Annotated in this window: 21 protein-coding genes; 10 read left to right on the top strand and 11 right to left on the bottom strand. The window is 65.2% G+C overall.

The annotated features are described in order from the left end of the window. Nucleotides 1–118 precede the first annotated feature (118 nt). The 7 genes from ACLL97_RS19930 (at nt 119) to ACLL97_RS19900 (ending at nt 6,635) form a co-directional block, all read left to right on the top strand. The gene (locus tag ACLL97_RS19930; protein ID WP_411282259.1) at nt 119–1,438 is read left to right on the top strand and encodes an adenosylmethionine--8-amino-7-oxononanoate transaminase; all 1,320 of its coding nucleotides are present in this window, start codon (nt 119–121) and stop codon (nt 1,436–1,438) included. After that, nucleotides 1,431–2,153: a dethiobiotin synthase gene (gene bioD, locus ACLL97_RS19925; protein WP_411282232.1), complete on the top strand. Its 723-nt coding sequence runs from the start codon at nt 1,431–1,433 to the stop codon at nt 2,151–2,153. Before ACLL97_RS19930 ends, bioD begins: the two co-directional genes overlap by 8 nt. Next, complete coding sequence (gene bioB / locus ACLL97_RS19920; RefSeq protein WP_411282231.1) at nt 2,150–3,226, top strand: biotin synthase BioB; 1,077 nt, start codon at nt 2,150–2,152, stop codon at nt 3,224–3,226. Before bioD ends, bioB begins: the two co-directional genes overlap by 4 nt. A 4-nt stretch (nt 3,227–3,230) precedes the next feature. Beyond that, nucleotides 3,231–3,866 (top strand): pyridoxamine 5'-phosphate oxidase, encoded by a 636-nt coding sequence (gene pdxH, locus ACLL97_RS19915; protein WP_411282230.1) that lies wholly within the window; start codon nt 3,231–3,233, stop codon nt 3,864–3,866. A gap of 17 nt (nt 3,867–3,883) precedes the next feature. Next, nucleotides 3,884–4,795, top strand: a complete 912-nt coding sequence (locus ACLL97_RS19910) for a phosphodiester glycosidase family protein (RefSeq protein ID WP_411282229.1) — start codon at nt 3,884–3,886, stop codon at nt 4,793–4,795. A gap of 119 nt (nt 4,796–4,914) precedes the next feature. Further along, nucleotides 4,915–5,850: a hypothetical protein gene (locus ACLL97_RS19905; protein WP_411282228.1), complete on the top strand. Its 936-nt coding sequence runs from the start codon at nt 4,915–4,917 to the stop codon at nt 5,848–5,850. Nucleotides 5,851–5,897: 47 nt separating this feature from the next. After that, complete coding sequence (locus tag ACLL97_RS19900) at nt 5,898–6,635, top strand: SDR family NAD(P)-dependent oxidoreductase (protein ID WP_411282227.1); 738 nt, start codon at nt 5,898–5,900, stop codon at nt 6,633–6,635. 23 nt (nt 6,636–6,658) lie between these two features. Here ACLL97_RS19900 and ACLL97_RS19895 read toward each other — a convergent pair whose 3' ends face one another. The 7 genes from ACLL97_RS19895 to fadI form a co-directional block, all read right to left on the bottom strand. After that, nucleotides 6,659–7,738, bottom strand: a complete 1,080-nt coding sequence (locus ACLL97_RS19895; RefSeq protein WP_411282226.1) for an anti-sigma factor domain-containing protein — start codon at nt 7,736–7,738, stop codon at nt 6,659–6,661. Next, nucleotides 7,735–8,331, bottom strand: a complete 597-nt coding sequence (locus tag ACLL97_RS19890) for a sigma-70 family RNA polymerase sigma factor (RefSeq protein ID WP_411282225.1) — start codon at nt 8,329–8,331, stop codon at nt 7,735–7,737. The genes ACLL97_RS19895 and ACLL97_RS19890 overlap by 4 nt, the downstream gene beginning before the upstream one ends. A 259-nt stretch (nt 8,332–8,590) precedes the next feature. Then, nucleotides 8,591–9,505 carry a ribosome small subunit-dependent GTPase A gene (gene rsgA / locus ACLL97_RS19885; RefSeq protein ID WP_411282224.1) on the bottom strand — a complete coding sequence of 305 codons (915 nt, stop codon included), beginning with the start codon at nt 9,503–9,505 and terminating at the stop codon, nt 8,591–8,593. Next, the gene (locus tag ACLL97_RS19880; RefSeq protein WP_411282223.1) at nt 9,502–9,783 is read right to left on the bottom strand and encodes a hypothetical protein; all 282 of its coding nucleotides are present in this window, start codon (nt 9,781–9,783) and stop codon (nt 9,502–9,504) included. Before ACLL97_RS19880 ends, rsgA begins: the two co-directional genes overlap by 4 nt. Before the next feature lie 68 nt (nt 9,784–9,851). After that, on the bottom strand, nt 9,852–10,781 hold the full coding sequence (locus tag ACLL97_RS19875; protein ID WP_411282222.1) for a proline dehydrogenase family protein: 930 nt from the start codon (nt 10,779–10,781) through the stop codon (nt 9,852–9,854). A 117-nt stretch (nt 10,782–10,898) separates the two neighbouring features. Beyond that, a complete protein-coding gene (fadJ, locus tag ACLL97_RS19870; protein ID WP_411282221.1) occupies nt 10,899–13,082 on the bottom strand; it encodes a fatty acid oxidation complex subunit alpha FadJ in 2,184 nt (727 codons plus the stop codon). Next, nucleotides 13,079–14,374, bottom strand: coding sequence for an acetyl-CoA C-acyltransferase FadI (gene fadI / locus ACLL97_RS19865; RefSeq protein WP_411282220.1), 1,296 nt, complete (start codon nt 14,372–14,374; stop codon nt 13,079–13,081). Before fadI ends, fadJ begins: the two co-directional genes overlap by 4 nt. Nucleotides 14,375–14,435: 61 nt before the next feature. Between fadI and ACLL97_RS19860 the strand changes: the two genes are divergently transcribed. After that, nucleotides 14,436–16,136, top strand: a complete 1,701-nt coding sequence (locus ACLL97_RS19860; RefSeq protein ID WP_411282219.1) for an FAD-dependent oxidoreductase — start codon at nt 14,436–14,438, stop codon at nt 16,134–16,136. 31 nt (nt 16,137–16,167) lie between these two features. Beyond that, nucleotides 16,168–16,908: an SDR family NAD(P)-dependent oxidoreductase gene (locus ACLL97_RS19855; protein WP_411282218.1), complete on the top strand. Its 741-nt coding sequence runs from the start codon at nt 16,168–16,170 to the stop codon at nt 16,906–16,908. A 230-nt stretch (nt 16,909–17,138) separates the two neighbouring features. Here the strand turns inward: ACLL97_RS19855 and ACLL97_RS19850 are convergent, their stop codons facing one another. From ACLL97_RS19850 to ACLL97_RS19835, 4 genes are all read right to left on the bottom strand, one after another. Beyond that, nucleotides 17,139–18,119: a zinc-dependent alcohol dehydrogenase family protein gene (locus ACLL97_RS19850; protein ID WP_411282217.1), complete on the bottom strand. Its 981-nt coding sequence runs from the start codon at nt 18,117–18,119 to the stop codon at nt 17,139–17,141. 40 nt (nt 18,120–18,159) lie between these two features. Then, nucleotides 18,160–18,645, bottom strand: coding sequence for a GreA/GreB family elongation factor (locus ACLL97_RS19845; protein ID WP_411282216.1), 486 nt, complete (start codon nt 18,643–18,645; stop codon nt 18,160–18,162). A 139-nt stretch (nt 18,646–18,784) separates the two neighbouring features. Further along, a complete protein-coding gene (locus ACLL97_RS19840; protein WP_411282215.1) occupies nt 18,785–20,926 on the bottom strand; it encodes a TonB-dependent receptor in 2,142 nt (713 codons plus the stop codon). A 66-nt stretch (nt 20,927–20,992) separates the two neighbouring features. After that, nucleotides 20,993–21,706 (bottom strand): TIGR00730 family Rossman fold protein, encoded by a 714-nt coding sequence (locus tag ACLL97_RS19835; RefSeq protein ID WP_411282258.1) that lies wholly within the window; start codon nt 21,704–21,706, stop codon nt 20,993–20,995. A 232-nt stretch (nt 21,707–21,938) separates the two neighbouring features. On the opposite strand from ACLL97_RS19835, the gene ACLL97_RS19830 reads away from it, so the two are divergent. Then, the gene (locus tag ACLL97_RS19830) at nt 21,939–23,411 is read left to right on the top strand and encodes an alkaline phosphatase family protein (protein WP_411282214.1); all 1,473 of its coding nucleotides are present in this window, start codon (nt 21,939–21,941) and stop codon (nt 23,409–23,411) included. Nucleotides 23,412–23,420: the final 9 nt, after the last annotated feature.

Below are 23,420 nucleotides of genomic sequence, written 5' to 3'. Positions count from 1 at the left end.
CGAGGAAAACTCGGTCGATGATCTCGAGGATTACGGTGGCGGCATGGGCAGCGCGCACGACGTCGGCGACGATGTCGGCGATGACGACATGCCGATACGAACCGGCGCCGACCTCGTGCTGCTGCATGACGCGGCGCATGTGTGGCACCCGTATACCCAGCACCATCAGGCACCGCTGCCCGTCGCGATTGTGCGGGCGAAGGGGGCGTGGCTCTACGATGCTAACGAGCGGCCCATCCTCGATGCGATTTCGTCGTGGTGGGTGACGACGCACGGTCATTGCCATGATGATATCGTCGATGCCATCACCGAACAGGCGCGGCGGCTCGACCAGGTCATCTTCGCGGGATTCACGCACGAACCGGCGGCGGCGCTGGCGGCGGAACTCGTGCAGCGCTTACCGCGTGGCCTGTCAAAGATCTTCTTCTCCGACGACGGCTCGACCGCGGTCGAAGTCGCGATCAAGCTGTCGCTGCAATCGTTTGCCAATCGTGGGGCACCGCGTCGCTTGATCGCGGCGCTCGACAACGCGTATCACGGCGACACCTTCGGCGCGATGGCGGCGAGCGGGCGCGGGGTGTTCACGCAGATGTACGAGCCGCTGCTGTTCGAAGTGGCGCGGCTTCCTGATCCGTCCGTGGGCGATACGATCGCGGCGCTCGACGCGCTGATCGCCGAGCGCGGCTCGGAGCTGGCGGCGGTGATCGTGGAGCCGCTGGTGCTTGGCGCGAGTGGCATGCGCGTGTGGGATGAACAGGTGCTGCAGGGCATCCGCCAGCGCACGGCCGCGGCGGGTGTGCATCTCATTGCCGATGAAGTGCTCACCGGCTTCGGGCGCACCGGCCCGCTGTTCGCGTGTGAGCGCGCCGACGTGCGTCCCGACCTGCTCTGCATGTCGAAGGGACTTACCGGCGGTATGCTGCCGCTCGGCGCCACCGCGGCCACCGAAGACATCTTCGACGCCTTCCGGAGTGAAGACCGCACGAAGACGTTTTTTCACGGTCACTCGTATACGGCAAACCCGATCGCGTGTGCGGCCGCGCTGGCATCGCTCGCGTTGTTCGACGAGGCATGCGAGGATGATCGGGTGCGCATCGAAGTGGCGCAGGCCCGGCATCTCGCCACGCTGCGTACGGTGCAAGGCGTGCGCGCGGTGCGGCAGATCGGCACGATTGCCGCGGTGGAACTGGACGCGCCGGCTGGGTATCTCAGCGACATTGGCCGGGAGCTTGCGGCCTACGCGCTACAGCAGGGCGTGTTGCTGCGTCCGCTCGGTAACGTGGCGTACTGCCTGCCACCGTACTGCATCACGGATCGCGAGCTCGATCTCGTGTATGGCGTCATGCATCGGTTCCTGGACGGTGCGCGCGCCCATGCGTTCAGCACCGGCGGGATTGGCACCGGCGGGATTGGCACCGGCGGACCGGTCGATGACTAGACCGATCCGTTTCGGCGTGACGGGTACCGACACGGGCATCGGCAAAACCGTGGTGACGTGCGCCTTGGCCGCGCGGGCGCGCGGGCTGGGCCTGCGCGTAGCGGCGATGAAACCGATTGAAAGCGGTGTGCTGGAACGCCCGGTATCCGACCGCGGGCTCGCCTCCGATGCGGACCGACTGCGGGCGGCGTGTGGCGCCACCTTGCCGTTGTCGGTGGTCCGGCCCTACGTGCTCGAGGAGCCGCTGGCGCCGATGATGGCGGCGAGGCGCGCCCACGTCACGATCGACCTCGGCGTACTCGACACGGCGTTGGCGCAGATCGAGCAGGACGCGGACGTGGTGTTGGTGGAGGGCGCCGGCGGCTTGCTGGTGCCGATTACCGCCGCCATCTCGTACCTCGATTTGTTCGCGCGCTGGCGCACGCCGCTGTTGCTCGTGGCGGGGAATAAGCTGGGCGTGTTGAACCATGTGCTCCTGACCGTGCGGGCAGCGGAAGCTGGTGGCGTTCCCATACGAGCGATCGTGCTGACAGCGCTTTCGGACGGTGATACCACGGTGGCCGAAGCGACCAATTTCGAGGCGCTCAGGTTGCTGCTGCCGCATTGCACTATTCTGCGTTTTCCGTGGGTCGATCGTCCCGATGATCTCGATGCACTCGCAGCCGCTGCCGAAGGCAGTGGTCTCGACGTGCTGCTTGCCCCTCTTTCTCCATGACCTCCATGTCGTCCGGATTCTCTGACTGGCAACTGCTCGCGGACCGCGCCTTGGCCGGTGACGTCATCACGCGTGAACAGGCCCATGCCGTGCTGTCCGCTGCTGATGATCAGCTGCTCGACCAGCTGGCGGCAGCGTACCGCGTGCGACGCGCGACGTGGGGCAATCGTGTGCGGTTGCACTTCCTGCTCAACGCCCAAAGCGGCCTCTGTCCGGAAGATTGCGGCTACTGCTCGCAGTCGAAAATCTCGACCGCCGACATCGAGAAGTATCCGATGATGGCGCAGGAGAAGATCATGGAGGCGGCCGATCGCGCGGCCCAGTTGAAGGCCGGTACCTTCTGCATGGTAATCTCGGGTCGTGCTCCCGGCGAAACGGTGTTCAACAAGGTCCTCGACGCGGTGCGCGCCGTGCGGGCGAAGCATGACCTCAAGGTTTGCGCCTGTCTCGGCCTGCTGAACGAGGCGCAGGTGCTGCGTCTCAAGGAAGCCGGTGTGGAAACGGTGAATCACAACCTCAACACGTCGGCCAACTTCACGCCGGAAGTGGTCGGTACGCACACCTTCGAAGATCGCGTGAATACCGTGACAGCCGTCAAGGCCGCCGGCATGAAGACGTGCAGCGGCGGCATTCTTGGCATGGGTGAGAGCGACGACGATGTGATCGACTTGGCGCTATCGTTGCGCGAACTCGACGTGAAGAGTGTACCCGTGAACTTCCTGATCCCGGTGCCGGGTACATCGTTCGCCGACGTTCGCGAACTCGACCCGCGTCGGTGTCTGCGTATCCTGTCGCTGTACCGTTTTCTCCTGCCGACGCAGGAGATTCGCGTGTCGGGCGGCCGTGAGGTGCACCTGCGCAGCATGCAGGTCATGGGCCTGTATCCCGCCAACTCGATTTTCGTGGGTGACTATCTCACCACCCAGGGCCAGACGGCGCGCGACGACCTGCGCATGATCGAAGACGCCGGCTTCGTGCTGGAGACACCCGATGGCGAACCGCTGGTGGGCGATCCGTTTGCCGGTGTGCCAGATTCGTATCCGCGGGCCGCGCTGCCCATGGTGGAGGTGTGATCTCATGACCATTGCCGACATCCGTACCGAGTACCGCCGCCAGTCGTTGGCCGAGGAGGATGTAGCGGCCGACCCCATCACGCAGTTCGAGCGCTGGTTCGACGAGGCCGTGAACGCGGCGGTGGTCGAGCCGAACGCGATGTGCCTCGCCACCGCGACGCCGGACGCCTATCCATCAGCGCGTATGGTCCTGCTGAAAGGATACGATGCGCGAGGCTTTGTGTTCTACACCGACTACCGCAGTCGAAAGGGACAGGAGTTGGCCGACAACCCGCATGCGTCGCTCTGCTTTTTTTGGGGGGAGCTCGAACGTCAGGTGCGCATCAACGGCGCCGTGCAGCGAGTAAGCCGCGCCGAATCGGAGGCGTACTTTCAGTCGCGCCCCCTGCCGAGCCGCGTGGGCGCGTGGACGTCGCACCAAAGCATGGTGCTCACCGATCGCTCAGTGCTCGAGCAGCAACTGGCGGACAATGAAGCCCGGTTCGCGAGCGGCAACGTGCCGCTGCCCGAGCACTGGGGCGGATATCGTATCATTCCCGAAGAACTCGAGTTCTGGCAGGGTCGGGAGAGCCGGTTGCACGATCGCATCCAGTTCCGCCGTGAAGCGGGAGCCTGGGTGAAACGCCGCCTGTCTCCGTAGCAGCGAACGCTCGACGGATGTCTAACTGGTTCCGCACCGTACCGGGTATCGCGGTCGCCATCGCGACGGCGATACCACTACACGTCGCGTCGACCCAACCCGCCGCGAGTCAGCGTGCGACGCCGATCGCCGCGATCGCGTGCGGATCCACCACGGTGTCGAGCGCGGTGTCTGGTGAGTTGCCCACTCTGCGGTGGCAGGGTGACGCGGCGATCAAGTGGACCATATGGCCAACGATGCTCGGGCCGCGGAAGGTGGCGGTACGCATTGTTGCGGTCGACGTCGATCCCGCGCGCCTCGCGCTGAGCCTCGAGCTGGCACGAAAGGGGAGCGAGCTGTTGCCGTGGTCGCTTGACGCGGCGCCGGCCGACGCGCCGCTGGCGATGAACGCCGGCCAATTTACCGATGAGGGCCCGTGGGGTTGGGTCGTGCATCGCGGACGCGAGTGGCAGGCGCCCGGCATCGGCCCGCTCTCCGGCGCGTTCGTGGTGGACAGCACGGGTCGCATCCGCATCGCCGCCGCCAGCGCGCTCGACAGCCTGCGGGCCGCCGGCGGCATTCTTGAAGCGTTGCAGTCGTTCCCGCTGGTGCTTCACCGAGGCCGCGCGCCTCGCGCGCTCTGCGACCCCACCACAGCCCTCGACCGCGATCATCGCGATATCCGGTTGGCGCTCGGTGTTCGCTCCGATGGTCACGTCCTGATCGCGCTCTCACGCTACGACGGTGTGGGCCGGTTTGCCGAACGACTTCCGATCGGCCCCACCACCATGGAAATGGCAGAGGTTATGCGCCGGCTAGGCGCGGTGGATGCGTTGATGCTGGACGGTGGCCTGTCGGCCCAGCTATTGTTGCGCCACGGTGGCGTGACGCACCGATGGGATGGCCTCCGACGCGTTCCGCTGGCGTTGGTGGGCCGTCGTATTCCGTAGCCCGGGGCGTCCGTATCAAACTGAGGCAGACACAGCCGCGCGCCGAACTTGCGCGGACCGCCGGCACCGATTGATTAGAGGGGTGGGATAAAATTCTCATTGCACATCAGGAGCCCGTCATGCGTGCCCTTTCCGTTGGTCATCGCTTTGCGATATCGCGTTTAGTGCTGGTCCCTGCCATTGCGGTGCTGCTCGCGACACCGTTCGCGAATGCGCAGGCGCAGTTCGGCAAGCTGAAGAAGATCGGCGCCGACGCAATCAAGGACAAAGCAAAGGAGAAGATCGCGGGCAAAGAGACACCGGAGGCCAGCAAGCCCGGCACCGCGACCGAAGGCAGCAAGTCGGCCGCGGCCGACTCGAAGCCGGTGAATATGACGCTGAACGCCTCGCAGCTGGATCTCATGCTCGCGGCGTTGACGCCGATGGCAAGCGACGCCGAGAAGGCGACGCAGGTGCGACGACTGGCCTCGGCGCACACGCTGAGGATCAACGCAGCCAAGAAGTGCATGGAGAATGGGCAGGCCGCCTTAATGGCCGGTCGGACCTCGCCCAACCTCACGGTTGCCGCGAAGGCACGAGCGCGACAGCTGGAGAAGGATGCCGATCGACTGAGCGCCGTGGTCGCCACGTCGTATTCCGACGGGAATCCACGGGCTGGCGCCTTCGCCCAGGACAGCATGGGCACGATGCAAATGCAGGGTGCGGTCTTGGGAATGGGACTCGCGTGCACCTTCGACTTCACACCGCCGGCGGTAATGGAATCACAGGTTGCCACGTACGGGATGTCAGGTGATTTGCCTGAATCGCAGTCGTCTGTTCCGGCCGAGGCGCGCACGACCTTCACCAAGTATCAGTTCGCGTTGTTGCGTGAACGGATCGCCCTCTTCGCACTGAGCAGTGCCGACGCGACGGTCAAGGTAGGCAAGGAAGGCGTGTTCACGGACGAAGAACGCGAGGCGCTTACGGCCCGAGCAGCGGAGATCCAGAAATTGCAGCCGTACTTCAAGAACGGCACGCTCAGATGGAAGGGTTCCGGCGACCTCTCGAAGTGGTGATTTCGTGGTCGCGGGAACTGTTTGGCTGATTTTCGGGTTCCGCGTGCATGTCACAGACATCGCACGCGGTTCTCATTTTCGGGGCAACTGGCGGCATCGGCGCCGCACTCGCCCGTCGACTTGCCTCTTCCGGCAGGCCACTCTTCCTCACCGCTCGACGTGAGGACCCACTCGCCTCCCTCGCCTCGGAGCTGGGTGCGGACTACGCCACCAGCGACGCCACCGACTGGAGTGAGATCGATCGCGTGGCCGACCTCGCGCGTGCGCGCTTCGGCACGATTGGCGGAATGGCCAACTGCGTGGGCTCGCTGCTCCTGAAGCCGGCGCATCTCACGAAGTTCGAGGAGTTTCAGCAGACAATCGCGCAAAATCTCACGAGCGCGTTCGGCGTCGTGCGCGCCGCGGCGCGCGTGATGCCCGAAGGTGGTGCGGTGGTGTTGTGCAGCACTGCCGCGTCGCGCATCGGGTTGTCGAATCACGAAGCTATTGCGGCGGCCAAAGGCGGCGTGAACGGACTTGTGCTCTCGGCCGCCGCCACCTATGCCTCACGTGGCCTCCGGGTGAACGCCGTCGCCCCAGGATTGGTGAAGACGCCACTCACCGCGCGCATCACTGGATCGGCTCCGGCGGTGCAGGCATCGCAGGCAATGCACGCTCTCGGACGCATCGGTCAGCCCGAAGATGTGGCGAGTCTCATCGCTTGGTTGCTCAGCGCCGACGCCACGTGGGTCACCGGCCAGCTGTACGGCGTGGACGGCGGGCTTGGCACGGTGCGCTCGACGTAGCGCCACGTGCCTGCGCCACCGGTTTACTGGGTGGCGCCCTTAGTCGGCACTTCGCCCACCAGGAAAGGCGTCATCGTGGGCGCCGTGGCGCCGGCCGACGATTCCTCCGTAACGGCCAGCAGCGTGATGCCGCTGGTGGTCGTTGGCAGCTCCACCGACGCCACAATGGCCCGCCCGTCGTCACCCGGCGTAAAGAGCTTGAGCGGCACCGGCGTCCCGTCGCGGATCATCCACAGCATGTAGGCGCGATCGCTGGCGACGGGCGCGAGGCCGTAGGCATTCACCACCGCCTTGCCTTCACGAACATTCCAGAACACCTGCATCCCGGGACCCGCCGGCTGAGCAGGATTGAGATTCACCAGCACCACGTTGCCACGTCCGGCCAGCAACGTCTGTAAGGTCTTCTCACGCTCGGCCAGCTTGGCTTCAGTGCGCGCAAACCGCGCTCCGTCCTGTGCCGCGCGATCTTCGAGCGACTTTGTCCGGTTCCGGAAATCGACCGCCACCACGAGCGACGCGGCAAGCGCCGTCGCAAGCACACCGGCGGTCCACCACGCCCTCCGCGCCGTGCGCCGCGCCGAAAGCTCAATGATGGCGGTCGGCGTGGGTGGCGTGGGTGGCGTCAGCACGCGCGTGGCGCGGCTGGCGGGAGTCTGTCGCGCCGTCTCCGCGCGGATCGGCGTGGCAGTTGCCACTTCGGCCCGGCGCGCCATCGCCAGCTCGCGCACATTGTCGGTGACCATCTCACGGGGCGTTTCGATGGCGGCCACGACCGGATCCACGACTGGCGCGACCAGTGGCGCGACCAGTGGCGCGACCAGTGGCGCGGCCGCGGCGATCGCCAGCGTTGCGCGTTTTTCCGCGGCAATGCGCTCCATCATACGAGCCTTGAGTCCAGGCGGCGGCGCGACCGGTTGCGCCGTGGCCATCAGCTCGGAGGCGGTGCGATGCGCGGCCAGATCGCCCTCGAGGGTGGCCGCAGACTCAGGATCCTGAAGCCCACGCTCGAACGCCACACGTTCGTCGGCGTCGAGCACGCCGAGGACGTACGACGGCGCGAGGTCGCGCAACTGTTCGAGGGTGAGCGGCGTCATCGGGTTCATGATACGCTCTCCGGTGCCAGGCCGGACAAGGCATCGCGCAACTTCTGCATCCCCAGTCGAATTCGAGTCTTGACCGTCCCCAGTGGTTCACTCAAGCGATCCGCCACTTCATGATGCGTCAGTCCTTCGAAGAAGGCGAGTTCGATGGCCTGACGCTGCGTCACGGGCAACTGATCGAGTGCGAACTTCACCGCGACGGCGCGCTCGGTTTCCTGGACCTGGATGTCAGGCGCGGCAAAGCCGCTGCCCATCGCGGCCGGCTCGTCGAGCGTCGCGGTGGCCGTGTCGGTCATCTTCGCCCGACGTCCCCGTGCGCGGATCAAGTCGAGCGCCCGCGTGCGCGTAATGGTGGTCAACCAGCCGGCCACCGATCCGCGCGTCGAGTCGAAACGGGCGGCATCGCGCCATGCCTGCGCAAAGGCGTCGAGCACCACTTCCTCGGCATCCGCCGATTCTCCGACCATCCGCAGGGCGAGACCGTACATCACAGCCCCATGACGGTCATAGAGCGCCGATGCTGCACGCTCATCCACCTGCGCCATGGCGGCGATCAGTTGGATGTCCAGCGGGTTGGCAGCGTCAGCGAGAGGCACGTATGGAATGGCGAAACCAGTGTTGGACGGACGACCGTGTGGTTCGACACGGTGATGGACGCGTGCCGCGAACCCGCGAGCAGCGTACCCATACTGAACGTATTCGGTATCCAGGTTGCTGGATAGACCGGGCGTGTAGCCGGAAAAGACGAAGGAACGCGTGACGGCATGTGTCATAGTCAGTGGTACTACGCGTCCCACCTGCCGCCGGATTGCTGCGCCTGCCTTTTCCCGTCTTCTCCTCGTTTCTGCCTGTGCGCTAGCTCTGTTCCGCCAGCTCTTCGCGCAGTTTCACGTAGCTGTCGTAGCGTCCCCGACCCACCGCCCCGCGGCGAATCGCCTCTTTAACGGCGCACTCCGGTTCGACGGTGTGCGTACAGTCGGCGAAGCGACACAGGTGAATCAAGGGACGGAACTCCGGGAAGCACTGCGCAATCTCGCGGGCTTCAATGCCCCAGAGTCCGACTTCACGCAGGCCCGGCGTATCGGCCACAAAGCCGCCGCCGGGCAGCGGATGCAGCACCGCACCGACGGTGGTGTGCCGACCCTTATTCACACTATCGCTGATCTCCGCCGTGCGCAGGTCGAGCCCCGGAAACAACCGGTTCATCAGCGACGACTTGCCGACGCCAGAGGGTCCGGTGAGCGCGGAGTCCTTGCCCGCGATTTCGTCGCGCAGCTCCTCGAGTCCTTCGCCAGTGACAACGCTGACGAGGTGCAACGGATAGCCGGCCTTCACGAACTCGTCGAAGCGATCACGGATGGTGCTCGCGTCGACGAGGTCGATTTTGTTGATGATGATTCGCGCGGCGAGCCCATTCGCTTCGGCGATCACGAGAAAGCGATCGAGCATGCGCGGATGCGGCTCGGGGCGCGCGGCGGCGAAGACCACCAACACTTGATCGAGATTGGCCACGATGATGCGTTCGCCGCGCGCGCCGGCCGGCGCACGGCGCGCCAACTTGCTGCGGCGCGGGTGAATGAGGTCGATGGCCCACGAGTCGCTACTGTCGGCCACGCGCCCGATGGTGACGCGATCGCCCACGGCGAGTTTGAGGGACCCATGCGCCTCGTGCTTGAGCCGTCCTCGGAGCGAAACGTCGAAGAGGACGCCGTCGTCGGTGCGCACCTGCCAGATGCCGCCGGTGCCATGCATGACCACACCGTCGGTCATGGCGTGCGCCCCCGGATGAGGCCATCGAGGGTGGCTTTTACCGTGCCCAGCGCCATGCCACCGAGCTGATGGCGCACCACGGCTTCGCTTGACCCGCTGATCAGAAACCCGGTCTCCAGATGTCCCTGGACCTCAGGTTCACCGACTCCCCACTTCACGAACATCAAGTACGCACCCCAAGGCGCCGCGCGGTCGCCGGTTGTATCGGTAAGGATGTCCGCAGAATATGCATGCCCATCAACGCCTTCGAAGGCGGCAGGACGCTTGTGGACGTCCATATAGCCGCCCAACGTGCGCTCGTCCCCCGCGTCGTGATCGGCCGGGAGGTGGTGTCCGTGATGTTCGGTCAGCGGGACAATGACTCCTTCACGATGTTGCCGGCCATGAACGCAATGTTGGCCGGACGTTCGGCCAGTCGTCGCATAAGATAGGGATACCATTGGCTCCCGAACGGCACATACACGCGAATGCGATAGCCTTCCTTCACGATCTGCTCCTGCAGGTCGCGACGCACGCCATACAGCATCTGGAACTCGAAGCGGTCGGCCGCGATGCCGCGTTCCTTCGCGAAGCGCTTGGCGTCGTTGATGATCACTTCGTCGTGCGTGGCGATGCCGGGATAGTTGCCATGTTCCATCAAGCGGTGCATGGCCTCGACGTAGTTCCGATCGACGTCGGCCTTGTCGGGGAACGCGACCGTGGCCGGCTCCAGATACGCCCCCTTGCAGATGCGCACGCGGCACTTCAGTCGATTCGCCCGCTCGACGTCGTCGAGTGTGCGGCGCAACGAGCTTTGCAGCACCACGCCGACATACTCGGGGAATTCGGGGTAGAGTTTTTGCTCGAAGGTGTCGAGGGTGCGATCGGTGTACGCGCTCGACTCCATGTCGAGACGCACGAAGCTCTTGTACTGCTTGGCGCGCTCAAGGACCTGCCGAACGACGTCCAGTCCGAGGTCGTCGGAGATATCCTGTCCAAGTGCGGTGAGTTTTACCGACACATTGGCCTGCAATTTCTTCTGGTCGATACGGTCCAGAAGTTCGATATACTGCCGCCCGGTGTCTCGAGCTTCGGTTTCACTCGAAACCGATTCGCCGAGCAAGTCGAGCGAGGCGGTGATGCCCTTGGCGTTCAGCAGCTCCACGGCAGCGAGGGCGGTCGTGATCGTTTCGCCCGCCACGAATCGCGACGCCATCTGGCGCGCAAAGCCGACGTTCTTGACGAAATCGAAAATGCGCTGTTGGCGCGAGAGGTACAGCAGGGACGAACGAAGCATTGCGGCGCGGAGACGCGGAGTTCAGCGAGAAGGGAATCGCGCGTCCGGAGGACGGCGCGGAACGACAACAGTGGAATATACCCTCGGTGCCCGGAGTTCTGGGTGGCGGAATGCGCCTCAGGCGTGGAAACGCTCACCGGACGCGGCGTTGGCACGGAGCAACGTGGCTGGCTCGTACCGGCCGGGAAAGCGCGCCTCAAGCTCTTCCAGCTGCGTGACCACGGTGGCGGCGCCGAGGGCATCGAGGAATCGAAACGGCCCGCCACGGAATGGTGGGAATCCGATCCCGAAAACCGCCCCGATATCGCCGTCGCGCGGCGAGCGGATAATGCCGTCTTCGAGACAGCGCACGGCCTCGTTCAGCATGGTGAGCACCGTCCGGCGCTGAATCTCCTCGACCGTAACCGCAATGCGCGCCCCAGACGCCGGCGTCAGCGCGTACACGCCCTGATCCACGCCCGCACGCTTGCCCTGCTCGTTGTAACGGTAGAACCCGCGTTTCGCTTTCCGCCCAAGTCGTCCGCTCTCGATCACCCGCTGCAGCGTGACCGACGGACGCATCCGCTCACCGAAGGCCGCCGCCATGATCGGGCCCGACTTCCCGGCGATATCGAGACCGACTTCATCGAGCAACGTGATCGGTCCAACTGGAAACCCGAACGACACCAACGCCTCGTCGATCGCCTCGATCGACACCCCGTCATCGAGCAGTTTGCCGCTCTCGTTGATGTAGGGCGCCAGAATGCGGTTCACGTAAAACCCCGGTCCGTCGCGAACCACGATCACCGTTTTGCCGAGCTGCCGACCGTACGCCACCACCGTGGCCGTGGTTTGGGCGCTGGTTTCGGGGGTCACGATGACCTCGAGCAACGGCATTCTATGCACGGGAGAGAAGAAGTGCATGCCCACGACCTGATCGGCATGCACTGCCGCCGCGGCGATGTCGCGAATCGGGATCGTACTCGTGTTCGACGCAAAAATCGCTCGAGGGGCTACCGCCTGCACTTCGCGCAGAACGGCATGCTTGACCTCGAGCTCCTCGAACACCGCTTCGATCACCAAGTCGGCATTCGTGAAGCCGCTGTAGTCGATCGTGCCGCCCACCAGCGACAGTGTGTCGTCCATCTGCAGGCGTGTGATCTGACGGCGCTTGACGCGCTCACGCAGCACATCGCGCACCGCGCGCCACCCCGCCGCCACGCGGTCGAGCGACGAATCCTTGAGGCGCACGACTGTGCCCGCCTGGACTGCGACGGTCGCGATGCCTGCCCCCATGAATCCCGCCCCGAGCACGCCGAGTTTGTGCACGCGTACGGGCTCGGCCGCTACCCCAGGGGCAAGTCCGCTGTCCTTCTTGAGTGCCGTGGTCGCGAAGAAGATCGACACGAGTGCGCGGCACACTTCACTGATCGCCAGCTCACCGAACCGACGCGCTTCCTCCCGCAGTCCGGCCTCTTCGCCGTGCCGATAGCCGACTCGCATCGCGTCGATGGCCGCCAACGGCGCGGGATACTGTCCGCGCGTCTTCTTGAGCACCGCCTCACGCGCCTGATGAAACACGACCTGGCGACCGAGCGCGTTGTCCTCGAGCAGCACTTCACGCGCCCCGCGCGTCCGCGCCCGCGCCGGCATGGCGTCGCCGCGCGCCAACGCGCGCACGCGACGGACCGCGACGTCGTGAAGGATTGACGGGTGCACGAGTTCGTGTACAAGTCCCATCTGCCACGCCTTCTTTGCGCGGATGTTCTTGCCGGTGAGAATCATGTCGAGCGCCGCTTGCAATCCGACCGTACGCGGAAGCCGCTGCGTGCCACCGGCGCCCGGCAGCAAACCAAGCTGCACTTCGGGAAGCGCCAACACCGTCTTGGGATGATCGGTCGCGATGCGATAACGACAGGCCAGCGCGATCTCGAGCCCGCCGCCCAACGCGGCGCCATGAATGGCCGCGACCACAGGCTTGGGCATCGCCGCCAACCGATTCAACAGCAACTGCCCGCCACGCGACAGTGCCTCGCCCTCCGCCGACGTGGTGACCCGACGCAGCTCCTCGATATCGGCGCCCGCGATCCACGTGTCGGACTTGCCACTCACGAGCATCGCGCCCACGATGGAGGCATCCTGCTCGATCCGCGCGAAGATCTGTTCGAATATCGGCCCGACGCGCGTGTTCAGCGTGTTCACCGGGGAATGCGGCTGATGGTAACATACGGTGGCCACGCCGTCGTGAACCGACAGCGACACGCCCGTCGCTGCGTCTTCCATCAGCACCACTCCCGGTGATTCGCGCGCACCCGTGGTCATGCGCGCTCCACGATCATCGCATGCCCCATCCCGCCGGCGGCGCATACCGTGAGCAGGCCGAACTGTCCACCGCGACGCCCCAGTTCGTTGCACAGCGTGGTGAGCACGCGGGCCCCAGTGGCACCAAACGGGTGACCGATCGACAACGATCCCCCCATCACGTTCAACGTCTCGAAGTCCACCTCGCCGACCGGCGCCGTCAACCCGGCGCGAGCGGCCCATTTCGTAGACGCGAGCCCCTGAATATTGCTCAACACCTGCGCGGCAAACGCTTCGTGCATTTCAATCAGGTCGATGTCCTCGAGCGCGAGTCCGGCCCGCGCCAGGGCGATCGGCACCGCCAGTACCGGCGCCTGCAGCAATTGCTCGGCGGGATCGACGGCGGCGTACGCATACGAGCGGATATAGGCGAGCGGCGTATACCCCAACGCCTTCGCGCGCTCCTCCGACATGAGCAACACGGCCGCGCCGCCGTCGGTGAGCGGCGACGCATTACCTGCCGTCACCGTACCATACTGCCGGTCGAACACCGGCTTGAGCGCGGACAGCTGCTCGTACGTGGAATCCCGTCGTACGCCATTGTCGCTGGCGATCATCGCCTCGAACTTGGGCGGCGCCGGAACCGGCACGATCTCGGCCGTCAAACGACCGTCGTCGGTGCCCGCGGCCGCGTTCCGGTGCGAACGCAACGCGAATCGGTCCTGCGCTTCACGACTGATCCCGTTCAGTTTCGCCATTTTGTCGGCCGACTGACCCATCGACTCGCCCGTGCTCGGCTCCGCGATCGCCGGCGTAATTGGGATGAAATCCTTGGGACGGAGCTGTGCGAAGGTGGTGAGACGCTGTGAGAGCGACTTCGCCTTCGACGCGGCGACCAGCACCTCACTCATGCCACGCGAATGCAGAATCGGCACCTGCGTAAGCGACTCGGCACCGCCGGCGATGGCCACGTGCGCGTGACCGAGCGCGATCTGATCGGCGGCATCGGTGATGGCCTGATTGGCCGACGCACAGGCCCGCGATACGGTGAAGGCCTGTAGCGTTTTCGGGAAGTGCGGCAACAGCGACACTTCCCGTGCGATGTTCGGCGCAGTGACGGACTGCACGACGGTGCCGAACACGAGCAGGTCGACCGCGCCTCCATCGAGGGCGGCGCGCTGCACCAACTCGGCGACCGCCAGCTTGCCAAGGTCGATCGCCGTGTAGTCTTTGAGGATCGTTCCCGAGCGCGCGAATGGCGTGCGTACGCCGGCGACAATGGCCACACGACGGCCAGTTCCAAAGGTGGGCATCGGTCGAAGGTAACGGCCACTCCCCTAGCGCGGCGAGGGTCCCCACGGCATCTCTGCATGCATGCACGATCTGAAGGACACCCCCGACCCCTCGAACACCCCGGTGGCCGTGGTGGCCAGGCAGGCATTGCTGGCTACGCTCACGGCTGAGCGATTCGACATGCTCGTCGTGGGTGGGGGTATCACTGGGGCGGGCGTGGCGCGCGAGGCGGCGCTGGCGGGATTTCGCACCGCCCTGCTGGAACGCGACGATTTTGCGAGCGGAACCTCGAGCCGCTCCTCGCGACTCGTGCACGGTGGCGTCCGCTATCTCGAACACGGCCACATCGGACTCGTGTTCGAGTCGAGCCGCGAACGGCGACTGCTGCTGGCACTCGCCCCGCACCTCGTGCGCCCGCTGGCGTTCACGTGGCCGGTGTATCGCGGTGCCCGCGTGCCATTGTGGAAAATGCGGGCCGGACTCACGCTCTACGACGCCCTGTCGCTGTATCGCAATACACGGCATCGCGCGCTTGGCCCTGGCGGCGTGTTGGCTGCCGAACCGGCCCTCTCCTCCGATGGGATGGTGGGCGGGGCCCGCTACTGGGACGCCGCGACCGACGACTCCCGGCTCACGTTGGCCAGCGCGTTGGCCGCCAGAGACGCCGGGGCATCCGTCGCCAATCACGTCGCTGTGGTGTCCGGCATTCATGGGGCGGGCATTGCATCGAGGCTGTCTGGTGTGCTGGTCGAGGATCGACTCACCGGCGCCACGTTCCCCATTCAGGCGCGAGTGATCATCAACGCCACCGGCCCGTGGAGCGACGCCACGGCCGCCCTCACCGGCTCGCCCCAAACTTCGCAGCTGTTGGGGTCTGCCGGCTCGCACATTGCCGTGCCACGAAGCCGCGTAGGCAACAACGACGCCGTCACGATCGTCTCACCGCTCGACGGCCGCGTCATGTTCGTGCTCCCGGCTGGCGTACACACCATCATCGGCACCACCGAACGTCCCGCGCACGGTGGGCCCGACGACATCCGCGCGACGCGCGCCGAAGTGACCTACCTGCTGCAATCGGTGAATCGTTGCTTCCCGTTCGCGCAGCTCACGATGGACGATGCCGTCTCGGCGTGGTGCGGCATCCGACCGCTGGCGGCGGCGCGTGCCGGTGAACACAGCGCCAATGCCGCGTCGCGCGAGCATGCCATCACGCATCGCGCCGACGGTCTGGTCAGCATCACCGGCGGCAAGCTCACGACCTACCGCGCGATGGCGGCCGATGTGCTCTCCCATGCCCGCCGGGAGCTGCCGAAATCCGGGAATCTGCCTACGCTGACACATGCCGAGATGCCGAGTGAATCGACCCCGTTACCCGGTGGCGATATCGTGTCACGCGAAGCGACGATGGCCGAGGCGCGCAGCACCGCGCGCGACGCGGCGGTGGGCGAGCGCCTCGCGTTGGCGTATGGCAGTCGCTGGCGTAACGTGTGGAGCTACGTACAGCGCGACGCGGCGCTCGGTCGCCGTCTCTCCGACGACTTGCCGTACCTGCTGGCCGAAGTCGCCCATGCGGTGGAGCGCGAGATGGCCGCGACGCTAGCCGACGTGCTGGTACGGCGCACACACCTGGCGTTCGAAACGCGCGACCATGGCCGCGCCGCGGCGCGACGTATTGCCCCGATCATGGCCGCGTTGCTCGGCTGGACGGCGCGCGATGCGGCACAGCAGCTCGACGCCTATGATCGCGAGGTTGCGCGCATGTTCACGATCGACGATGTGTGATAGCCACGGTTCACTCTCTCCCCATACCGCTGTGTCTGAATTTACGAATCGCGTCGTGTTCATTACCGGCGGCGCATCCGGGATCGGTGCCGCATCGGCCCGCGCCTTCGCCGCGCAGGGCGCCAACGTCGTGGTTGGCGACGTGCAACAGTCGCGCGCCGAGGCGGTGGCTCACGAGTTCGGCGGATTGGCCGTGCCATGTGATGTACGCGACGACGCGATGATCGCGACCGCGGTGGCCCGCATCGTCGAACATTTCGGCGCGCTCGACATCGCGATCAACGCCGCCGGGGTGGGTGGCGCGGAGGTGCGGACGGCCGAGTATCCCACTGACGTGTGGGACACCGTGATCGATATCAATCTCACCGGCGTCTGGCGCTGCATGCGCCATCAACTTCCGATCATGCTCGCGGCCGGGCGTGGCACGATCGTGAACGTGGCCTCAGTGGCCGGGTTGAACGGCTTCCCCCGCCATTCGGCCTATGCGGCCAGTAAGCACGGCGTGGTCGGACTTACCCGCACCGCCGCGCTGGAGTACGCACGCAAAGGCATCCGCATCAACGCCCTGTGTCCGGGCTTCACGCTCACACCAATGGTGCAAGACATGCTCGACGCGGGGCTTCCCGAGAGCGAACTCACTGCGCGCGTGCCGCTCGGCCGTCTGGGCACCGCCAGCGAGATGGCCGACACGGTGCTCTTTCTGTGCAGCACTGCGAGCGCGTTTATGGTGGGACACGCGCTCGCGGTCGACGGCGGGTTGAACGCGGGCTAGCGCGCAGACTGTCCTGCGCTGAGCAAATGTTCGCGAGCCGTGGCGACGTTCGCGTGAACCGTGGTGTGTTCGGCTGTCTCGGCGCGGTCAGGAAGTAACTGATTGACGCGAAGGTCGCGAAGAGACGCGAAGCACAACAAAACGGATTGATTGGAGAATTGCGCCGTCGGACCAGTTGCGCGCCGAACCACCACCATGTGCTGGCTGTTCCGACGAAAGACGGGTCGACGCTACGGGACGAGCAGAATTTTACCGCTGCGACCACCGGCACTGGCGGCGACTACTGCTTCCTTGATCTGGGCGAGCCTATACGTAGCATGCACGCGGGCCGACAGGGCACCCGTGGCGATGAGGGTCGCGATCTCGCCGAACACGGCGCGCTGCTGTTCTGGGGAGGCCTTCCGGAACCAGAACGCCAGCCAGAAGCCGCGCAGTGTCACATCGCGGAACACGAACGACCCCGGCGCGATCTTGCACGCCTCGCCACTGAGCGCGCCGTAATTCACCACCGTGCCGCCGATCGCGAGAGTGCGCGCAATGCGATCGGTGGCGCTACCGCCTATGCAGTCGAAGCCAAGTCGAATCTTGGCCTTATCTGTGGCCTCGGCCACGCGCATATCGAGATCGGGACCATCCACCAGCACCACGTCGCCGCCTAAAGCTTGGAGCGGCGTGATGGCATCCTGGCGCCGCACCACGTTCACGGTGCGGAAACCGCGGCGCTTGGCAAGCTGAATCACATACTCACCTACCCCGCTGTTCGCCGCGTTCTGCATCACCCAATCGCCCGGTGCCAAAGCGACAAACTCGGAGAGCAACAACGACGCCGTGGGGGGATTGACCGACATCATCGCCAACTGCAGCGGGTCACCGAAGGACGGGAGCGGAATAAGCCCTGCCGCCGGCACCACGAGATGCGACGCCCACGTGCCCGAACCGATTGGCAGGAGCACGCGCTGTCCTACGGCCACCGACGTCACCCCGTCACCGAGAGCTGCGACGGTTCCCACGCCCTCGTTCCCGCCCACGGCCGGCAGGGGCGGCAACATGCCGTACTGGCCCGTGAGCGTGAGGATGTCCGACGGATTGATTGGCGCGGCGAGCATCTCGAGCAACACGTCACCGGCCTGCGGCGCGGGCGTGTCGCGCCTGACGCATTCGATCACGTCCTGTGGCACGGAGCCACGAACGGTATACTCAGCACGCTGCATCTCAGTGCTCCGGCGACCGGGGGAGTCGAAGTGGGGCGAATCAGGCGAGTTGGTCGGTGGCGCGAGCGTGAATCGTGATCAGATCCACGATCACCAAACGGCGGATCTTGGTGGGCAGCTTGAAGATGGTCGACTCCCCGACGGCCTTGCCCTGCAACGCGAGGCCGATCGGCGACGCCATGGTCACGTGACCTTCCTGTAGTTCACCAGCGTCGCCGAACACCAATTCATAGGACTCACGAACCTTCGTCTGCTCGTCCTCGACGATCACCTTCGATCCGAGGCCGACGCGATCGGTCGCAATCTGCGCGATATCGATGCTCGCCAGCTTCGTCACGCGCCGCGTGAGCTGCCCGAGGCGCGCCTGCACGAACTGCTGGCGTTCCAGGGCCGCCTTGTACTCGCTGTTCTCCTTCAAGTCGCCGAGTTCGACGGCCTTCCGGATTTCAAAGGGAAGCGTGACGTTGAGCTCGTAGGAGAGCTTTTCGACTTCACGCGCCATCTTGGCGATGAGTTCCTGAAACATGCGCAGGTCCACTGAGGCGGGACAGAAAAGGCGCGCGCCCGACCGTTTCCGGTCGGGCGCGTGTACAATTACGAAATATGGCATGGTTTGGTGGGGGTTCAAGACATACGCCGCGAATGGCGACGCCCGTTCCCTCATCTCACGGACGTACCGACAGGGACAGCCGAACGGTACGTGGGGCTCCGGGCATGATGTTGTTGTTGCCGTGCGAGGTGGCCGCGTAGCGCGTGCCGAGCATATTCTCGACGTTGGCCTGCAGCGTGAGCGACAGCGGCAGCGACACAAAGAGTCCGCCATCGACGCGGGTGAATGACGGGAGCGTGACGCTATTGTCGATGGCTGCGTAACGCTGGCCCTGATGCACGACGCCGGCACCGAGCGATACGAGCGACGTCACGCGCACCTTATTCCACAGCGAAAGCGTGGTACGTGGCACGAGCGGCACGGTGGCACCGGCGCGCGCGGCAGACGTGCGGTTGAGAATCCGCGCCTGCTGCACCGCCACGCCCCCCACGACGTTCCATCGGGATGTGACAGCACCGGTGATTCCGACTTCGACCCCGCTGGTGCGCTGCGCCCCCGTCTGCACTAGCAGCGTGGCGTTGGCCGGATCCGGTGCGGCACTGTTTGTCCGGTCGAGCCGATACCAGGCCGTGTTCAGTTCCAGTGCCTCGCTCGGTGTCCACTTCACGCCCACTTCGCGGTTGCGGAATCGCTCCGGCTTGAGCGAGGCGGAGCTCGCCGAGAGCGATGAAAACTGGTCGCCGGCGCTGGGCAGTGACGATATACCCACTGAACCGTACATGGACACGGTGCGATTGGGCATGAACACAATGCCACCGCGCGGCGACAGGAGATAGTCCACTCGCTGCGTCACGACGTCGGTGCGATGATCCCGCACACGCACGGCGAAGCGGTCGTAGCGTGCCCCCAGCACGAACTGCACGTGGTCACCGACATGCAGTTGCTCTTGCGCGAACACGGCGGCCACGTTGGCCACGGCGTCGTTGTCGGCGTCGGTGGCACTGGCCCGGAAGGACACCGGCAGGACCGCGGCCGTGGCTGTGAGGGGCACGGTGCGCGTCGTCGTCACGTTATCGAAGTAGCCAGTCAGTCGCACGTTGTCGGTGGCCTGGCGGCTGAATTCCGTTCCAGTCACCAGTGTCTGTCGCACCGCGCCGTGGCGGGACGTGTAGACGAGATCGCTCTGATTAAACAGGCTTCGGCGGTCCGTCGCGGTGTTGTACGCGCCGAGATTCACCTGTGCACCGGCGGCATTCACGGCACTCGACGCGAACACGTTTTGATAGTACTTGTCGTACTGCATGGCACGAGTGTGCGTGCGCAGCGTGAGGCCCCGGCTATTGTCGTATTCGGCCAACAGGTGCGCGCCGTCCACCGTCATGGTGGAGCGACTCTTGTCCGGATCACCAACGAACGTGCGCCAGTCAAGCGCGGACGGCCGTCCGTTGGCCGACGGAATGCCGCGGTCGACCGTACGCCGGTCGACAAAGTGTTCCACGCCAGCGCGCAGCATGGTTTTGCCGGCGAGAAACGTCATGGTGGGATTGAATCCGCTCTTCTCGTACGACACGAAGTCGCGATAGGAGCCACTTTTCTCATGCAGCGCGTTCACTCGCGCGGCAACCTGCGACGTAATCCCCTGGCCGACATCGAGCGTGACGCGGCGCTCGTTGTACGAGCCTGTCTCCAGCTGGCCGCTGCGCGTCGGAGTCCACTCCGCCTGCTTCATGACGCGATTGATCACACCGCCGCCGCCACCGCGACCGAACGCGAGGGCGTTGGCGCCCTTCAGCGCTTCGATCTGCGACACGTTGTAGCTGTCACGGTAGTACTGGGCATCATCACGGACGCCATCCACGAAGAAATCGGCGGTGGTGCTCTGCCCGCGGATCGTGGGGGCGTCGCGGTGTCCTTCTCCCTGACCCATCGTGACACCCGGAACGTACTCCATGGCGCGGGCCATCGTTTGTAAGCCGAGGTCGCGCAGGACTTGCGGACCGAGCACGGTGATCGACTGCGGCACCTCGCGAAGCGGAGTCAGCGTACGCGTGGATGACCGCGTGCCGGGAACCCGGTACTGCTTGCGAGCCGCCCGTTCGGCGGAGATACGGACCGCCGACAGCGCCTGCGCGGCGGCAAAGTCCGCGGCGGCAAAGTCCGCGGCGGCGGAGTCCGCTGCCGCACGCTTTGCGCGGGAGGAGTCTTGAACCGTGGAGGTGGTGGCGACGACCGCGGCGAGAATAAGAGCGATGGACATGATATGTTAGTTGAGAACGCTTCTCATGAAGTCTTCTTTCAGGCTAACACATCAATCCCGACAAAGTCAACCGGGATTCATTTTATCCGATTTTGCCGCGATTTGTGCCCCGTGGGCGTCGATGACGGCCTGCGCGGCCTCGGCGGGATCGTCGGTGAGTAGCAGGAGATCGAGGTCGCCCGGCGAGATCTTGCCTTCGCCAACCAAGCGCGACGTAATCCACCGGACGAGTCCGGCCCAATAGTGCCGACCGAACAGGATGACCGGGAACTGATAAATCTTGCCAGTCTGAATCAGCGTGAGCGCTTCGAACAGTTCATCCAAGGTGCCGAAGCCACCGGGAAAAATGATGAACGCATTCGAATATTTGATGAACATCGTTTTCCGCACAAAGAAATAGCGGAAGTTGACGAGCGTATCCACGTAGGGATTCGCCCCCTGTTCGAAGGGCAATTCGATGTTGCACCCCACGGAGTGCCCGCCGCCCTGCTTGGCACCCTTATTGGCGGCCTCCATGATGCCCGGGCCGGCGCCCGTGATAATCGAGAACCCCTGCAGGGCGAGCAATCGAGCCGTTTCCTGTGCCGCGACGTACTGCGGATCATCCGGCCCCGTCCGCGCTGAACCGAAGATCGTGACGCCCTTGTGAATCTCGGAGAGCGCATCGAACCCTTCTACGAATTCGGAGGTAATCCGCATGACGCGCCACGGATCGGAGCGCGTAAACGCTCCCATGTCGTCTTTCGGGCTCTGCAGCAACTTCTCGTCTTCCGTGAGCATTGGTCGGTCACGGATGTCCTGATCGATAAGCCGTGGTTCAGGGCGTCGCACCGCTCGCGCACCGCTGGACACCAGCTGGGCTTCTGAGCTCGGCTCGCGGCCCGCCTTTCGATGGCCTTCTTCGGTACGTTCCACCAAGCCGTCGCGCGATTCCTTCTCGGCTTTTGCCCGGGTGACGGCCGAAGCCTTTTTGCCGGTTACGGTACGAGGCAGTGATTGACGCGATTTGGCCATGGGGAGCACGTGGAAGTTGGCAGGACTGATGTCGGATGATACCACGGGGACGACGCGCCTGCTGTTAGTGGTGGCCGATGGCGTGCGCCCCGACGTGCTCAGCGAGGAATTGGAGCGCGGCAATCTCCCAACGATGGCGCGTCTTCGTGAGAAGGGAGGGCTGCACACCATCAGCACGTCTTTCCCGTCCGTGACTGGTCCCGCCTATGCGCCGTTCGTCATGGGCCGACACCCAGCGTCGGTCGGAATGCCCGGTCTTCGCTGGTTCGACCGGGCGCGCTCGCTGCCGTGGTCGTACGCGCAGGCGCGCAGCTACTCCGGCGTCGACATCTGGCATGTCGACGGCGATCTCGATCCGCGCAGCCCGACGCTCTACGATCTCGTGCAGCCCTCCCTGGCCGGGTTGATGATGATCGCGCGCGGCGCGACGCATGGCCGTGTGGGACGTGGAATCGTTTGGTCGTTGCGCGCCGGATGGGCGCATTTTCGCGGCGACGCGCGCGCCTGGCGCCGTGTAGAGCAAGCGGCCGTCGCTGAATTTCTCCGCCGCTTCACGCGGACGCGTCCAACGCTGTCGATGCTGGGCATCCTCAGCCCAGACAAACTCGCGCATGCGTTCGGCGGCGATTCCACGATCGTGCGCACCGCCATCCAGGATGTCGATACGGCCATCGCGAGAGCGCAGGCCAGTGCCACCGCCGACGGATGGGCCGACGGCTTGCGCGTGTGGGTCGTGGGCGATCACGGCCATGCCCCCGTGTCCGATCACGAGGATCTGCACGGTTGGTTGTCATCGCGCGGCCATCAGGTGCTCGCGCATCCGAAGCTTGGCACTCGTGGCGCCGATGTGGCGCTCATGGTGGGCGGCAACGCGATGGGACACCTGTATCTCGATCCCGCCCGCAGATCGCGCACGTGGTGGCCCTCGCTCAGCTCGCGTTGGCAATCGACACTCACGGCGATGTTGGAGCGGCCATCCATCGGCCTGCTCGCGGTGGCAATGAGCGCAAACACCGTGCGCGTCTTTCATCGCGACCACGGGGGGGCCGACATTGTGCGCTCACACGCGGGGCACGACGCGCGCTGGAGCTATCAATCCATCGCCGGCGGCGACCCGCTCCAGCTCGGTGGTTCGTTGTCTGATCTCGACGCCGATGATGCGTGGCTCGCCGGCGCCGCATCACCCTATGCCGATGCGCTGGTGCAACTCTCCACCCTGGTGCCCTCGCCGAGAGCGGGTGACATTGTGGTCTCGGCGGCCAGCGGATGGGACTTGCGTGCCCGCTACGAACCTACGCCGCACGTCTCCACGCACGGGGCGCTCCTGCGCGAGCAGATGTTGGTCCCGCTCCTGATCGATGGACCCGTCACGCGAGTGCCGCTGCGTACCACTGACGTGGTGCCGAGTGCCTTGGATCTGCTGCGCGTGACATGCGAAGTGCCGTTCGACGGACGGTCATTTTTGCGCTGAGCGGCGGTG

The sequence above is a fragment of the Gemmatimonas sp. genome, from assembly GCF_046594945.1.
Classification (GTDB): Bacteria; Gemmatimonadota; Gemmatimonadetes; order Gemmatimonadales; family Gemmatimonadaceae; genus Gemmatimonas.
Note: the sequence above shows the minus strand (reverse complement) of the source record. Positions and strands in the feature narration are given on the sequence as shown.

What these genes read in the sequence shown, in the direction of transcription:
- bioD (WP_411282232.1), top strand. Translation starts at nt 1,431, where the DNA reads ATGACTAGACCGATCCGTTTCGGCGTGACGGGTACCGACACGGGCATC.
- bioB (WP_411282231.1), top strand. Translation starts at nt 2,150, where the DNA reads ATGACCTCCATGTCGTCCGGATTCTCTGACTGGCAACTGCTCGCGGAC.
- pdxH (WP_411282230.1), top strand. Translation starts at nt 3,231, where the DNA reads ATGACCATTGCCGACATCCGTACCGAGTACCGCCGCCAGTCGTTGGCC.
- ACLL97_RS19910 (WP_411282229.1), top strand. Translation starts at nt 3,884, where the DNA reads ATGTCTAACTGGTTCCGCACCGTACCGGGTATCGCGGTCGCCATCGCG.
- ACLL97_RS19905 (WP_411282228.1), top strand. Translation starts at nt 4,915, where the DNA reads ATGCGTGCCCTTTCCGTTGGTCATCGCTTTGCGATATCGCGTTTAGTG.
- ACLL97_RS19900 (WP_411282227.1), top strand. Translation starts at nt 5,898, where the DNA reads ATGTCACAGACATCGCACGCGGTTCTCATTTTCGGGGCAACTGGCGGC.
- ACLL97_RS19895 (WP_411282226.1), bottom strand. Translation starts at nt 7,738, where the DNA reads ATGAACCCGATGACGCCGCTCACCCTCGAACAGTTGCGCGACCTCGCG.
- rsgA (WP_411282224.1), bottom strand. Translation starts at nt 9,505, where the DNA reads ATGACCGACGGTGTGGTCATGCATGGCACCGGCGGCATCTGGCAGGTG.
- ACLL97_RS19880 (WP_411282223.1), bottom strand. Translation starts at nt 9,783, where the DNA reads ATGGACGTCCACAAGCGTCCTGCCGCCTTCGAAGGCGTTGATGGGCAT.
- ACLL97_RS19875 (WP_411282222.1), bottom strand. Translation starts at nt 10,781, where the DNA reads ATGCTTCGTTCGTCCCTGCTGTACCTCTCGCGCCAACAGCGCATTTTC.
- fadJ (WP_411282221.1), bottom strand. Translation starts at nt 13,082, where the DNA reads ATGACCACGGGTGCGCGCGAATCACCGGGAGTGGTGCTGATGGAAGAC.
- fadI (WP_411282220.1), bottom strand. Translation starts at nt 14,374, where the DNA reads ATGCCCACCTTTGGAACTGGCCGTCGTGTGGCCATTGTCGCCGGCGTA.
- ACLL97_RS19860 (WP_411282219.1), top strand. Translation starts at nt 14,436, where the DNA reads ATGCACGATCTGAAGGACACCCCCGACCCCTCGAACACCCCGGTGGCC.
- ACLL97_RS19850 (WP_411282217.1), bottom strand. Translation starts at nt 18,119, where the DNA reads ATGCAGCGTGCTGAGTATACCGTTCGTGGCTCCGTGCCACAGGACGTG.
- ACLL97_RS19845 (WP_411282216.1), bottom strand. Translation starts at nt 18,645, where the DNA reads ATGTTTCAGGAACTCATCGCCAAGATGGCGCGTGAAGTCGAAAAGCTC.
- ACLL97_RS19840 (WP_411282215.1), bottom strand. Translation starts at nt 20,926, where the DNA reads ATGTCCATCGCTCTTATTCTCGCCGCGGTCGTCGCCACCACCTCCACG.
- ACLL97_RS19835 (WP_411282258.1), bottom strand. Translation starts at nt 21,706, where the DNA reads ATGCTCACGGAAGACGAGAAGTTGCTGCAGAGCCCGAAAGACGACATG.
- ACLL97_RS19830 (WP_411282214.1), top strand. Translation starts at nt 21,939, where the DNA reads ATGGGGAGCACGTGGAAGTTGGCAGGACTGATGTCGGATGATACCACG.